The organism is Micromonospora sp. CPCC 205554 (assembly GCF_036902745.1).
Taxonomy (GTDB): domain Bacteria; phylum Actinomycetota; class Actinomycetes; order Mycobacteriales; family Micromonosporaceae; genus Micromonospora; species Micromonospora tulbaghiae.
The window spans coordinates 220457-234070 of the sequence record NZ_JBAKHP010000003.1 but is presented as its reverse complement, the minus strand read 5'-3'; the positions used below and the strand labels follow the sequence as shown (position 1 = coordinate 234070).

13 protein-coding genes are annotated in these 13614 nt (G+C 72.5%); 4 read left to right on the top strand and 9 right to left on the bottom strand.

Annotation, left to right across the window (positions count from 1 at the left end):
- The first annotated feature begins 111 nt into the window (after nt 1–111).
- Nucleotides 112–1197, top strand: a complete 1086-nt coding sequence (locus V6U82_RS06975; RefSeq protein ID WP_334459915.1) for a LacI family DNA-binding transcriptional regulator — start codon at nt 112–114, stop codon at nt 1195–1197.
- Between the two features lie 531 nt (nt 1198–1728).
- A complete protein-coding gene (locus V6U82_RS06970; protein ID WP_334459914.1) occupies nt 1729–3363 on the top strand; it encodes a glycoside hydrolase family 13 protein in 1635 nt (544 codons plus the stop codon).
- Nucleotides 3364–3516: 153 nt separating this feature from the next.
- Here the strand turns inward: V6U82_RS06970 and V6U82_RS06965 are convergent, their stop codons facing one another.
- The 6 genes from V6U82_RS06965 to V6U82_RS06940 form a co-directional block, all read right to left on the bottom strand.
- A complete protein-coding gene (locus V6U82_RS06965; RefSeq protein WP_181726644.1) occupies nt 3517–3960 on the bottom strand; it encodes a hypothetical protein in 444 nt (147 codons plus the stop codon).
- 73 nt (nt 3961–4033) lie between these two features.
- Nucleotides 4034–4408 carry a GntR family transcriptional regulator gene (locus tag V6U82_RS06960; protein WP_120571706.1) on the bottom strand — a complete coding sequence of 125 codons (375 nt, stop codon included), beginning with the start codon at nt 4406–4408 and terminating at the stop codon, nt 4034–4036.
- Nucleotides 4405–5346, bottom strand: coding sequence for a YhjD/YihY/BrkB family envelope integrity protein (locus tag V6U82_RS06955; protein WP_128137889.1), 942 nt, complete (start codon nt 5344–5346; stop codon nt 4405–4407). The genes V6U82_RS06960 and V6U82_RS06955 overlap by 4 nt, the downstream gene beginning before the upstream one ends.
- 56 nt (nt 5347–5402) lie before the next feature.
- Complete coding sequence (locus tag V6U82_RS06950; protein WP_128137888.1) at nt 5403–5990, bottom strand: 2'-5' RNA ligase family protein; 588 nt, start codon at nt 5988–5990, stop codon at nt 5403–5405.
- A gap of 22 nt (nt 5991–6012) precedes the next feature.
- On the bottom strand, nt 6013–7038 hold the full coding sequence (gene trpS / locus V6U82_RS06945) for a tryptophan--tRNA ligase (protein ID WP_334459913.1): 1026 nt from the start codon (nt 7036–7038) through the stop codon (nt 6013–6015).
- Between the two features lie 33 nt (nt 7039–7071).
- Entirely contained in the window at nt 7072–8088 is a 1017-nt protein-coding gene (locus tag V6U82_RS06940; protein WP_181726643.1) for a hemolysin family protein, read from the bottom strand.
- A gap of 177 nt (nt 8089–8265) precedes the next feature.
- Between V6U82_RS06940 and galE the strand changes: the two genes are divergently transcribed.
- On the top strand, nt 8266–9252 hold the full coding sequence (galE, locus tag V6U82_RS06935; RefSeq protein WP_128137886.1) for a UDP-glucose 4-epimerase GalE: 987 nt from the start codon (nt 8266–8268) through the stop codon (nt 9250–9252).
- The gene (gene galK, locus V6U82_RS06930; protein ID WP_334459912.1) at nt 9249–10403 is read left to right on the top strand and encodes a galactokinase; all 1155 of its coding nucleotides are present in this window, start codon (nt 9249–9251) and stop codon (nt 10401–10403) included. Before galE ends, galK begins: the two co-directional genes overlap by 4 nt.
- A 48-nt stretch (nt 10404–10451) precedes the next feature.
- Here the strand turns inward: galK and V6U82_RS06925 are convergent, their stop codons facing one another.
- From V6U82_RS06925 to V6U82_RS06915, 3 genes are all read right to left on the bottom strand, one after another.
- Nucleotides 10452–11753, bottom strand: a complete 1302-nt coding sequence (locus tag V6U82_RS06925) for a sulfate adenylyltransferase subunit 1 (RefSeq protein WP_334459911.1) — start codon at nt 11751–11753, stop codon at nt 10452–10454.
- The gene (gene cysD / locus V6U82_RS06920; protein ID WP_334459910.1) at nt 11753–12664 is read right to left on the bottom strand and encodes a sulfate adenylyltransferase subunit CysD; all 912 of its coding nucleotides are present in this window, start codon (nt 12662–12664) and stop codon (nt 11753–11755) included. Before cysD ends, V6U82_RS06925 begins: the two co-directional genes overlap by 1 nt.
- A gap of 79 nt (nt 12665–12743) precedes the next feature.
- Nucleotides 12744–13577, bottom strand: a complete 834-nt coding sequence (locus V6U82_RS06915) for an inositol monophosphatase family protein (RefSeq protein WP_334459909.1) — start codon at nt 13575–13577, stop codon at nt 12744–12746.
- Between the last annotated feature and the right edge of the window lie 37 nt (nt 13578–13614).

Sequence of the window (13614 nt, the reverse complement as noted above, 5' to 3'; positions counted from 1 at the left end):
TGCTGCGCCGCTGCTCTCGCATGTTGCGGGGACGTTAGCAAGAGGTTGCAGAGAATGGAAGGGCTTGCAGAAGTGTACGCAAGACTTTGCCGTTGGGCTAAAGTGCCGCACATGCGCGCTCGACTGTCCGACATCGCCCAACAGGCTGAAGTCAGCGAGGCCACGGTGTCGCGGGTGCTCAACGACCGCCCCGGCGTGGCCCCCGAAACCCGCCAGGCCGTCCTCACCGCCCTCGATGTGCTCGGCTACGAACGCCCCGCCCGGCTGCGCAAGCGCAGCGCCGGGCTGGTCGGCCTGGTCGTGCCGGAGCTGGACAACCCGATCTTCCCGGCCTTCGCCCAGATCATCGAGTCCGCGCTCGCCCCCACCGGCTACACGCCGGTGCTCTGCACGCAGACCCCGGGCGGCGTCCGCGAGGACGAGTACGTGGAGATGCTGCTGGACCGTCAGGTCTCCGGCATCGTCTTCGTCTCCGGCCTGCACGCCGACACCGCCGCGGACCACGACCGCTACCGCACGCTGCTGGCCCGGCCGCTGCCGATCGTCATGATCAACGGGTACGCGCCGGGCATCCCCGCGCCGTTCGTCTCCTGCGACGACCGGGAGTCCGCCGAACTGGCGGTCGCCCACCTGGTCGCGCTCGGGCACCGCCGGATCGGCCTGATCACCGGCCCGGACCGGTTCGTGCCGGTGCAGCGAAAGGTCGCCGGCTACAAGGCCGCGATGGGGCGCCTGACCGACATCACCTCCGACGAGCTGACCGAGCTGACGGAGTTGTCCCTGTTCGGCGTCGAGGGCGGCGAGGCGGCCGCCGGCCGGCTCATCGAGCGCGGCGTCACCGGGCTGGTCTGCGGCTCGGACCTGATGGCGCTGGGCGCGATCCGTGCCGCCCGGCAGCGCGGACTGTCGGTGCCCGGCGACATCTCCGTGGTCGGGTACGACGACTCCCCGCTCATGGCGTTCACCGACCCGCCGCTGACCACGGTGCGCCAGCCGGTCGCCGCCATGGCGGTGGCCGCGGTGCGGGCCCTGGTCGACGAGATCAACGGCCACCCCTCCCCGAACTCCGAGTACCTGTTCCGCCCCGAGCTGGTGGTACGCGGCTCGACAGCGGTGGCGAAGCCCGCGACTCCCCCCAGCCGCCAGCGCCCCGCCACCCCTTCCTCCCCCACCCCGTCCCTCCCCATCCCCGCCTGACCCCCGCCGCGCCCCCTCTCCCCCCGGGCCCCCTCCCGGGTTGATCAAGGAGTTCGCGTCCAGTTCGATCTCCCTCCCGAACACAAACTCCTTGATCACCGCCCCGGTCCAGCCGCCCTTCGACGCGTCGATCATGAAGTTGACGGCGACAAACAGGACGGCAAAGGCCGCCAACCTCATGATCACGCGAGCCACCCCGGGCGGGCCGCTCCGCGCGCACCCCTCCGGCCCTCTCCCCGTTGATCAAGGAGTTTGTGTCCGGGGTGATCTCCAATCAGGACATAAACTCCTTGATCAACGCCTGCGGGGCGGGGCGGGGCGAGGGCGGCAGGACAGGGCCGGATCGGGGGCGGCGATCGGAGGGGCGGCGGGGTGGGTGTCCCGGGATTCGGGAGAGGGTTTCGGGACCGGGGTGGGTGATGGCTGCCATTTCTTGCGCAAGGAATGCTTGACTCTTGCAGTGCGATGGCGGCATTCTGCTCAGACACCCTGCGCCGCACCAGAAGCCGCCACAGAACGGGATCGCCAGCGATGACCTCCGCCCCCCGCACCGCCCCACCCACCGCCGACGACGACTGGTGGCGGTCCGCTGTCGTCTACCAGGTGTACGTCCGCAGCTTCGCCGACGCGAACTCCGACGGTGTGGGTGACCTCCAGGGCATCCGGCAGCGCCTGCCGTACCTGCGGGACCTCGGCGTGGACGCGCTCTGGCTGACGCCGTTCTACACCTCACCGCAGGTCGACGCCGGTTACGACGTGGCCGACTACCGCGACGTCGACCCGCTGTTCGGGAACCTGACCGACTTCGACGAGATGATCACCGACGCGCACACGCTCGGCCTGCGGATCATCGTCGACATGGTGCCGAACCACACCTCCAGCGCGCACCCGTGGTTCGCCGCCGCGCTCGCCGCCGGGCCGGGCTCGCCGGAGCGCGAGCGCTACCTGTTCGCCGACGGCAAGGGCGAGCAGGGTGAGCTGCCGCCGAACGACTGGGAGAGCATCTTCGGCGGCCCGGCGTGGACGCGCGTGGTCGACGGCCAGTGGTACCTGCACCTGTTCGATCCGGCGCAGCCCGACCTGAACTGGCGCCACCCGGAGGTGCGGGCCGAGTTCGAGGACGTGCTGCGCTTCTGGCTCGACCGGGGCGTGGACGGCTTCCGGATCGACGTGGCGCACGGGATGATCAAAGCCGAGGGCCTGCCGGACGTCGGCTTCAACTCGATGACCACCGGCCAGCGCCAGTCCGAGCTGCTGGGCAAGGGCCGGCTGCCGTACTTCGACCAGGACGAGGTGCACGACATCTACCGCGCCTGGCGGCCGATCCTGGACAGCTACCCGGGCGGCCGGATGGCGGTCGCCGAGGCGTGGGCCGAGACGCCGCAGCGGCTGGCCCGCTACATCGGCCCGGACGAGCTGCACCAGGCGTTCAGCTTCGACTTCCTGGACGCCACCTGGTCGGCCGACTCGTTCCGCAAGGTGATCGACACGGCGCTGGCCGAGTCCACGATCGTGGGCGCGCCGACCACCTGGGTGCTCTCCAACCACGACCGGCAGCGGCACGTCACCCGGTACGGCGACGGCGAGGTCGGTCTGCGCCGCGCCCGCGCCGCCGCGCTGCTGATGTTCGCGCTGCCCGGCTGCGCGTACGTCTACCAGGGCGAGGAACTGGGCCTGCCGGAGGTGCTGGACCTCCCCGACGAGCTGCGTCAGGACCCCGCCTTCCGGCGCACCGGGGAGAGCCGGGACGGCTGCCGGGTGCCGATCCCGTGGAGCGGCGAGCTGCCCCCGTACGGCTTCGGGCCGGACGGCAGCGAGCTGAGCTGGCTGCCGGCGCCGGCGACCTGGCGGGCGCTGTCGGTGGCCGCCCAGACCGGGGTGCCCGGCTCGACGCTGGAGCTGTACCGGACCGCGCTGCGCGTCCGGCACGAGCACCCGGCGCTGGCCGGCCTGGACGGCATCACCTGGCTGGAGACCGAGCCCGGCGTCCTGGCGTTCCGCCGCAGCGCCGGGGACGCCGAGGTGACCTGCGTGGTGAACATCAGCGGCGCCGACGTGACGGTGAGCGGCCACGGCCGCCCGCTCGTCGCCAGCGCCGGGCTCACCGAGCGGGGCGACGGGTACGTCCTGCCGGTGGACGCGGCTGCGTGGTTCGAACGGCGCTGAGCCGGGTAACCCGCCAACGACCTGGCCGTCCGTTGTGCCCCGCGCCGACGGGCGGCTGGGCTGCCGACCCCTTGTGGTGGGGGGTGAGGTGGCCCCGGCCCCTCGGGAGTGCGCTCCCGGGGGGCCGGCGTCCATCGGGGAGCGAGCGCGTCCTCAGCCGCCCTTGGCGGTGAGCAGCGCGGCGATCCGGGCGAACCCGGCCCGGATCTCCTCCCGGTCGGGCGCCTTGGCCGGCTCGGGCTCCGGCTCGCGTTCGGCGGCCAGTTCCAGCTCCTCGTCGATGACGTCCTCGAAGTCGCCGTAGAGGTCCGCCTGGTCGACCTGCGCCGCCTCGTCCTCGGCGGCGATCTGCGCGGCCGCGATCTCGCCGCGGATCTCCTCGGGCGTGAGCGCCGGCAGCAGCGGCTCCACCACCGCCATCAACTGCTCGTCGGCCACCACCGCCTCGGCCAGCGCCAGCGCGTGCGGTCGCTCGTACGGGCCGCAGACCACCGGCTCCCAGTCGTCCTCGGCGCCGAGCGGGCCGAACGTGATGATCCACGGCAGGCTCCGGATCGGCGAGTCGTCCGGCAGGTCCAGTGTCACGAGTGCGCCCACCGGCCCATCATGGTCGTCGCGCGTCGGCCCGGGGAACGCAATCATCGGACTCTCCCCGCTTCGGGGACCACGCTCAGCCACGCGTACCGGCGTCCAGCGCCGCACGGACCAGGGCGACCGCCCGCTCCGGCGGGACGCCCAGGCGACGCGCCTGCTCGGCGTACTCGGCGGCGGCCCGGTGCAGCCGGTCGGTGGCGTCGTCCCGGCCGGGGGCGACCACCGTGCCGTGCCGGCCACGCGTCTCGACCAGCCCGGCGCCCTCCAGCTCCCGGTACGCCCGCGCCACGGTGTTCACCGCCAGCCCCAGGTCGGCGGCGAGCTGCCGCACCGCCGGAAGCCGGGTGCCCACCGGCAGCCGCCCGTCGCCGATGCGCGCGGCGAACTGCGCCCGCACCTGCTCGTACGGCGGCACCGCCGACTCGGCGTCGATCCGGATCCGCGCGCTCATCCCGCTCCCCCCGGTGTTCCCGGCTCGGTCTCCTCGTCGAGCACGTCCGCCTCCACGTCCACCTCCCGCGCACCGCCCTCGGCCAGGTCCACCACGCGGCCGTACCGGCTGGTGGCGGCGAGCGCGGCGCCGAAGAGCACGAGCTGGTTGAGCAGGTAGAGGTAGAGCAGCAGGCCCACGGCGGTGGCGACCACCGTGTACGCGGGGTTCCGCTCGGTGCGTACCACGTAGTAGCGCCCCACCGTGTTGAGCAGGGTGATCCCGACGGCGACGGCGAGCACCGCCGGGCGCAGCCGGCGCCGGCTCATCCGCAGCCGGGGCACTGCGAGCAGCAGCGCGGCGGCGAGCACGGCGTTGACGAGCACGCTCAGCACCGCGCTGACCGTGGTCAGGCCCACCGAGCCGGTGCTGCGCAGCAGGAAGCGCAGCAGCGACTCCAGCGCGTCCACGGCGGCGACCGAGACGAACAGCAGCACGAAGACCGCGACCAGCACGCCCAGGTCGACCAGCCGCCGCACCACCAGGTTGCCGGGCTGCTGGTTGAAGCCGTACATCAGCCGCTGCGAGGAGCGGATCGCCTCCACCCAGCCGATGCCGGTGAAGACCAGGATGACCAGGCCGACCACGCCGACGGTGCCGCTGCTCTCGGCGATCTGCGCCGGGTCGAGGAAGGGCAGGTTCTCCTCCAGGAACTGGGCCGCGCCGCGGCTGACCTCCTCGTTGTCCCGCAGCACCGCACCGAAGATCCAGTACGCGACGAGCGCGAGCGCGAACACGGCGAAGAAGCCGTAGTACGCGATGGCGGCGGCGAGCCGCCCGGCGAGCAGGTCGGCGTAGAGCGTCCCGGCCCGCCAGACGTGGTCGAAGACCGACGAGCGGCCCCGGGCCGCGTCGATGCGGCGCCCCACCGCCGCCTCGATCCGGCCGAAGACGTTCACCCCGTCATCCTCGCCGATCTCCGCCCGTGGCGGAGGGGCCCCGGCCGGTCGGATGTTCAGCTCCGGCCGCCGAGCCGGAAGTCGCGGCGGGGCTGCCACCGGGTCGCCCCGCTGTGCGAGAACAGCGTGAACGCGTCCACCTGGAACAACGCGGAGAAGTCGGCCAGGTCCTCGTACGCCTTGTCGAGCACCTCGGGCGGCACGTCCTGCGCCACGGTGACGTGCGGGTGGTACGGGAAGCGCAGCTCGCGCCGCAGCTCGGGGGCCGAGTTGATCGCGGCGGCCAGCAGTTCGCACTCGCTGATCCCGGCCGCCACCGCCACGAACACCACCTGGGTGACCGGGCGGAACGTGCCGGTGCCGCGCAGATGCAGCGTGAACGGCAGATGCGCGGCGGCGACCCGGTCCAGGTGGTCCTCGACGGCGGGCAGCGCGCGTACCGGGATCTCGGTGGGGCCGAGGAGGGTGACGTGCGCGGGGACGGCGAGCGGGTCGCCGGCCTCGACCCGGCGGCGGGTGAGCATCCCGCCCCAGGGCTCGGGGACGTCGACCGCGATCCCGATCTGGATCGTGTCCGCGCCGCCCGGCGCCGTGTCACTGCCCGCCACGTCGCGCGCCACCCCTCCGGCCACCGGCTGCGTCACCCGTTCCCGCCCGTCCGGGCCGTTACTCGAACCGCACCGGCGGGAAGAAGCCGACCCGCTCGTACGCGTCCCGCAGCGTCCCGGCGGCCACCGCCCGGGCCTTCTCCGCGCCCCGCACGAGCAGCTTGTCGAGCTGCGCCGGGTCGTTCAGGTAGGCGTTCGTGCGTTCCTGGATCGGCGTGACGAACTCCCGCACCACCTCGGCGAGGTCCTTCTTCAGGTCGCCGTAGCCCTTGCCGTCGTACGCGGCGACCAGGTCGTCGATGCTCCGGCCGGAGAGCGCGGAGTAGATCGTCAGCAGGTTGGTGATGCCCGGCTTGCCCTCGGCGTCGAAGACGATCTCGCGGCCGGTGTCGGTGACCGCCGAGCGGATCTTCTTGGCCGAACGGGCCGGGTCCTCCAGCAGGTCGATGATGCCGGCCGGGGAGGACGACGACTTCGACATCTTGGCCGTCGGATCCTGCAGGTCGGTGATCTTCGCGGTGTCCTTCACGATGTGCGGGGAGGGCACGGTGAAGGTGCGGCCGAACAGCGAGTTGAACCGCTGCGCCAGGTCGCGGGAGAGCTCCAGGTGCTGCCGCTGGTCCTCGCCGACCGGCACCGCGTTCGCCTGGTAGAGCAGGATGTCGGCGGCCTGGAGGATCGGGTACGTGAACAGACCGACGCTGGCCCGCTCGCTGCCCTGCTTCTGCGACTTGTCCTTGAACTGGGTCATCCGGCCGGCCTCGCCGAAGCCGGTGATGCAGCCGAGCACCCAGGCCAGTTGCGAGTGCTCGGGCACCTGCGACTGCACGAACAGCGTGCTGCGCTCCGGGTCCAGGCCGAGCGCGAACAGCTGCGCGGCGGCCACCCGGCTGCGGCGCTTGAGCACCAACGGGTCGTGCCCCGCGGTGATCGCGTGCAGGTCGACGACGCAGTAGTAGGCGTCGTGGCTGTCCTGCAACGCCACCCAGTGCCGCAGCGCGCCCAGGTAGTTGCCGAGGTGGAACGAGTCGGCCGTCGGCTGGATGCCGGAGAAGACGCGCGGGCGGGCGGGTACGTCGGACATGGCGGCAATTCTGTCAGCAAGCCCCGGCGTCCGTCATGACGGGCCGGTGGATCGGGCGGGTACGGGCGGAAGCGGACCGTTCACCTCACGTCGGGGCTCGGGCAGCCGTGCGGCGGAGACCGCCAGGCGGGACACGCGCCGGCCGTCGAGTGTGAGCACCCGCAGCAGCCAGCCCGCCGGATCGGCGGGAACCGATCCGCCGGCCGGGTCGACGGCCACCGGCACCTCGTCGCCGGCCACCGGCAGCCGGCCCAGGGCGGCCATCACGAACCCGCCCACCGTTTCGTACGGCCCGGCGGGCAGCGGCACGCCGGTGCGCTCGGCGAAGTCGGTCAGGTTGAGCCGGCCGTCGACGACGGCGGGCAGGCCGGCGGGTTCCGGTTCGAGCGGGCCGTGCTCGTCGTCCCGGATCTCCCCGACCAGTTCCTCGACGAGGTCCTCGCAGGTGACGATGCCGGCGGTGCCGCCGTACTCGTCGACGACGACGGCCAGGTGGTGGCCCTCCCGGCGCATCTCGGTGAGCGCCGCCAGCACGCGTTTGCTGTCCGGCAGGCGCTTGACCTCCCGGATCAGGTCGCCGACCAGCAGCGGCCGGTCCGCCTCCGGCCGCAGCAGCACGTCCCGCAGATGCACCATGCCGACCACGTCGTCGTGGGTGCCGTCGACCACCGGGTAGCGGGTGTGCGGGTCGGCCCGGACCAGCCGCTGGGCCTGCGCCAGCGGGAGCGCCGCGCTGAGGAAGACCACCTCGGTGCGGGGCACCATCACCTCGCGGACGAGCCGGGCGCCGGCGACCAGCACCTCGTCGATGATCCGCCGTTCGTCCGGGTCGAGCAGCGTGTTCGCCGCGACCAGGTCCCGCAGCTCGGCCTCGCTGATCCGTTCCCGGCCGGCGGTGGGGCTGGCCCCGAGCAGGGCGGTGACCAGGCGGGTGGCGCCGTCGGCGCCGCGCACCACGAGACGGGCCACGGTACGGGCCAGCGGGCCGGGTTCGCGTCGGGGCCGCCCCGACGGTTTCCGCCGGGGCCCGGGACCACCACCCTCCCGCATGAGAAGGATGGTAGACAGCGGCCACCGCACGCTCGGCCTGATGTGCGAATCTGTTCAATCGTGAAGGATTATGATGGAATAGAGGCAGGCTCAACTCGACAGCCGTGACACAGCCCCCGGCCGTAGGGTGATCACGGGACGGCCGCCGCGGGACGCGGCCCAGGCAGGAGGACCGACGTGAAACTGCTCGTCACCGGCGGCGCCGGCTACATCGGCAGCGTGGTGACCCGGATGCTGCTCGACCACGGCCACCAGGTGACCGTGCTGGACGACCTGCGCACCGGTCACCGGGAGGCCCTCGCCCCCGACGCCACCCACGTCGAGCTGCCCGTGCACGAGGCCGCCCGGGTGCTCACCCCCGACGCCGGGTTCGACGGCGTGCTGCACTTCGCCGCCCTGATCGCCGCCGGCGAGTCGATGATCCGCCCCGAGCTGTACTGGCACACCAACACGGTCGGCTCGATCGCGCTCATCGACGCGGTCCGCGCCGCCCGGGTGCCGCGGATGGTCTTCTCCTCCACCGCCGCCGTCTACGGCAACCCCACCGAGCTGCCCATCCCGGAAACCGCCGTCAAGGCCCCCACCAGCACCTACGGCGCCACCAAGCTGGCCGTCGACATGGCGCTCACCTCCGAGGCGATCGCACACGACCTGGCCGCCGTCTCGCTGCGCTACTTCAACGTCGCCGGGGCGTACCTGCGCGACGGGCTGGCCATCGGCGAGCGGCACGACCCGGAGACCCACCTCATCCCGATCGCGCTCGACGTGGCCGCCGGGCGGCGGGAGAAGCTCCAGCTCTTCGGCGACGACTACCCCACAGTCGACGGCACCTGCGTACGCGACTACATCCACGTCGAGGACCTGGCCCGCGCCCACCTGCTCGCGCTGGACGCGGCCACCCCGGGCCGGCACCGGATCTACAACCTCGGCAACGGCAACGGCTTCACCAACCGCCAGGTGGTCGACGTGGTCCGCGAGGTCACCGGGCACCCGGTGCCGGTCGAGGTGGCCCCCCGCCGCGAGGGCGACCCGGCCGAACTGGTCGCGTCCTCCGCGCTGGCCCGCGACGAGCTGGGCTGGGCGCCGGCCAAGCCGACCCTGCACGACATGGTCGGCGACGCCTGGGCGTTCTACCGGGAACACGTCACGGGTCAGCCCTCATGAACGTCGCCGACCGCGCCGCGGCCGGCTTCCGGCAGCGGTACGGCGCCGAGCCGGCGGGCCGCTGGGCGGCTCCCGGGCGGGTCAACCTGATCGGCGAGCACACCGACTACAACGACGGCTTCGTGCTGCCCTTCGCGCTGCCGCTGCGTACCGTGGTCGCCGCCGCGCCCGCCCGAGACGGACACTGGACCGTCTGGTCGGAGCTGGACGACGAGCCGGTCGATTTCGGCCCGGCCGACGCCGACGAGCCCGGCCGGGTCGACGGCTGGGCCGCCTACGTGGCCGGAGTGGTGTGGGCGCTGCGCGCCGACGGCCACGACGTCCCGGGCGCGCGGCTCGCCGTCGCCTCCGACGTGCCGGTCGGCTCCGGGCTCTCCTCGTCGGCCGCGATCGAGTCGGCCGTGCTGGCCGCCCTGGTCGACCTCGGCGGGCTCGACCTGCCCACCGGACGGTGGCCCCGGCTCGCCCAGCGGGCCGAGAACGACTACGTCGGCGCGCCCACCGGGATCATGGACCAGTCCGCCGTGATCCGCGGCCGGGCCGGGCACGCCCTGTTCCTCGACTGCCGCACCGAGGAGGTCGAGCAGATCCCGTTCGACCTCGACGGCGCCGGGCTGGCCGTGCTGGTGATCGACAGCCGGGCGCCGCACCGGCACGCGGACGGCGAGTACGCGGCCCGCCGCAAGAGCTGTGAGCGGGCCGCGGCGACGCTCGGCGTGACCGCGCTGCGCGACGTCGACGTGGCCGACCTCGACGCCGCGCTGGCCCGCCTCGACGACGACGAGACCCGCCGCCGGGTGCGGCACGTGGTGACCGAGAACCAGCGGGTACTCGACACCGTCGCGCTGCTGCGCGCCGGCCGGGTCCGCGACACCGGTCCGCTGCTGACCGCCTCGCACGCCTCCATGCGCGACGACTTCGAGATCACCGTGCCGGAGATCGACACCGCGGTCGAGGCGGCGCTGGCCGCCGGGGCGTACGGCGCGCGGATGACCGGCGGCGGCTTCGGCGGCTGCGTGCTCGCCCTGGTCGACGCCGGCTCCGCCGACGCGGTGGCCGCCGCCGTCACCGACGCGTACGCCCGGAACGGCTTCACCGCCCCCGGCACGCTCACCGTCCTGCCGGCCGGCGGCGTCACCCGCCTGGACTGAACGCGAAAGGCCCCCGGCGCAGCGCCGGGGGCCTTCTCGTCACATGCGTCAGCCGGCCTCGACGATCATGCCGGCGCCGACCGTACGGTTCGTCGACTCGTCGATGATCACGAAGCCGCCCGTGGTGCGGTTGCGGCGGTACTCGTCGGCCAGCAGCGGAACCGTGGTCCGCAGCCGGACCCGGCCGATCTCGTTGAGCTTCAGCTCGGCGGCCGTCTCGTCGCGGTGCAGCGAGTTGATGTCCAGCCGGTAGTGCAGCCCGCGCACGATCGCCCGCGCCGATCGGGTCGTGTGCTTGATCGCGTACTTGCCGCCGACCTGCAACGGCCGGGTCTCGTCCATCCAGCAGACCATCGCCTCGATGTCCTGCACGGCCATCGGGGCGTTGTTCGGCCGGCAGATCATGTCGCCGCGGGAGATGTCCAGCTCGTCGGTCAGCCGGACCGTCACCGACATCGGCGGGAACGCCTCGTCCACCGGGCCGTCCGCCGTCTCCACCGCCGCGATCCGGCTGGTGAACCCGGACGGCAGCACCATCACCTCGTCGCCCGGCTTGAGCACGCCCGAGGCCACCTGACCGGCGTAACCCCGGTAGTCGGTGACCGTGGTGGACTGCGGCCGGATCACGTACTGCACCGGGAACCGCACGTCGACCAGGTTGCGGTCCGAGGCGATGTGCACCCGCTCCAGGTGGTGCAGCAGCGACGGGCCCTCGTACCAGGGCATGTTCTCCGAGCGGGTGACGATGTTGTCGCCCTGGAGCGCGGAGACCGGCACCACAGTCAGGTCCGGTACGTCGAGCTTCGCGGCGAACGCGGTGAACTCGTCCGCGATCCGCTCGTAGACCTCCTGCGACCAGTCCACCAGGTCCATCTTGTTGACGCACAGGACCAGGTGCGGCACCCGCAGCAGCGAGCAGAGGAACGCGTGCCGGCGGGACTGCTCCACCAGGCCCTTGCGCGCGTCCACCAGGATCAGCGCCAGGTCGGCGGTGGAGGCGCCGGTGACCATGTTCCGGGTGTACTGGATGTGCCCCGGGGTGTCGGCGATGATGAACTTCCGCCGCGGCGTGGCGAAATAGCGGTACGCCACGTCGATGGTGATGCCCTGCTCCCGCTCGGCGCGCAGGCCGTCGGTGAGCAGCGCCAGGTTCGTGTACTCGTCGCCCCGGGCCGCGCTGACCGCCTCGACGGCGGCGAGCTGGTCGCTGAACAGCGACTTCGTGTCGTAGAGCAGACGGCCGATCAACGTCGACTTGCCGTCGTCGACGCTGCCCGCGGTGGCGAACCGCAGCAGGTCCATCGGCCGCGCGGTGTCGCTCTCGGCCGGGGCCAGGGTCTCGACGCTCATCAGAAGTAGCCCTCTCGCTTGCGGTCCTCCATGGCGGCCTCGCTGACCCGGTCGTCACCGCGGGTCGCGCCGCGCTCGGTGATCCGCGTGGCGGCCACCTCCTCGATCACCTTCTCCACCGTGTCGGCGTCCGAACGGACCGCCGCGGTGCAGGAGGCGTCGCCCACGGTCCGGTACCGCACCTGGGCCTTGAACGGCTGCTCACCGGCGCGCGCCCGGAAGAACTCGTTGACCGCGTAGAACATGCCGTCGCGCTCGATCACCTCGCGCTCGTGCGCGTAGTAGATCGACGGCAGCGGGATCCGCTCCCGCGCGATGTAGTGCCAGACGTCCAGCTCGGTCCAGTTCGACAGCGGGAACACCCGGATCGACTCACCCGGGTGGTGCCGGCCGTTGTAGAGCGCCCACAGCTCCGGACGCTGGTTCTTCGGATCCCACTGGCCGAACTCGTCGCGGAAGCTGAACACCCGCTCCTTGGCCCGCGCCTTCTCCTCGTCGCGCCGCGCGCCGCCGAACAGCGCGTCGAAGCGGTGCTTCTCCACCGCCTCCAGCAGCACCGGCGTCTGGATCCGGTTGCGCATGCCGTCGGCCGACTCGCGGACCAGGCCCTTGTTCAGCGCCTCCGGCACGCTCGCCACGATGAGCTGCAGGCCCAGCTCGGCCACCCGCTGATCGCGGTAGTCGAGCACCTCGGGGAAGTTGTGCCCGGTGTCCACATGCATCACCGGGAAGGGGATGTTGGCCGGCGCGAACGCCTTCTGGGCCAACCGGAGCATCACGATCGAGTCCTTGCCGCCGGAGAACAGCAGCACCGGCCGTTCCATCTCGGCGACGACCTCACGCATCACGAAGATGCTCTCCGCCTCGAGCGCGTCGAGGTGCGACACCTGGTACGCGGCGGGGGACGTCATGACACGAACTCGATTCGCTCGGATCCGTACATCGGATTCCAGACCTTTCAGGTCGGACTCGTGAAGAAGAACGCTCAGGTTACCCGGAATGCCGCTGCAACGCTGCAAGCAACCGACTCGCGAGATCCTTGCGGCAGACCAGCAGATCCGGTAGGCGCGGGTCGGCCCCGTTGTATTTCAGCGCAGAACCGTCGATCCGGGAAGCGTGCAGACCGGTGGCCGTCGCCACAGCGACCGGAGCGGCCGAATCCCACTCGTACTGACCGCCCGCGTGGATGTACGCGTCGACCTCACCGGTCACCACGGCGGCGATCTTCGCGCCCGCCGAGCCCATCGGAACCAGATGAGCGCCGACGTCCTCTGCCAGGTCGGTCAGGAAAACCGGCGGACGGCTACGGCTGGCCGCCAACCGGATGACCCGCGCGCCGCCCCCGGTGGCCGCCTCCACGGTCATCGGCGGGTACGCCGACGGGTGGTCCGTGCCGAGCACCCGGTGCTGGGCCGGCAGGGCCACCGCGCCCGCCACCAGACCGTGCGGCGTCGACGCGTTGCGCGACCAGAGCGCCACGTGCACCGCCCAGTCCGCGCGCCCCTCCTCCGCGTACTCCCGGGTGCCGTCCAGCGGGTCGACGATCCAGACCCGGTCCGCGGTCAGGCGCGGCAACGCCTCGTCGGTCACCTCCGCCGTCCAGGCCAGCCGCGAACCCTCGTCCTCCTCCGACAGCACCGCGTCCGCCGGCCGCCACTTCGCCAGCTCGGTCCGGATCAGGTCGTGCGAGACCTTGTCACCGGCCGACCGGAGCGCGCCCGCGTCGGCGAAGCCCATCTCCGCGCGCAGGGCCGTCAGCGCCTGACCGGCCCGGGACGCCAGCCACCGGGCGAACCCGCCGTCGATCATCGGAGGACTACCCATGATGCTCCCGTCACCCGCCTTCGCTCCCGCCGCCCGA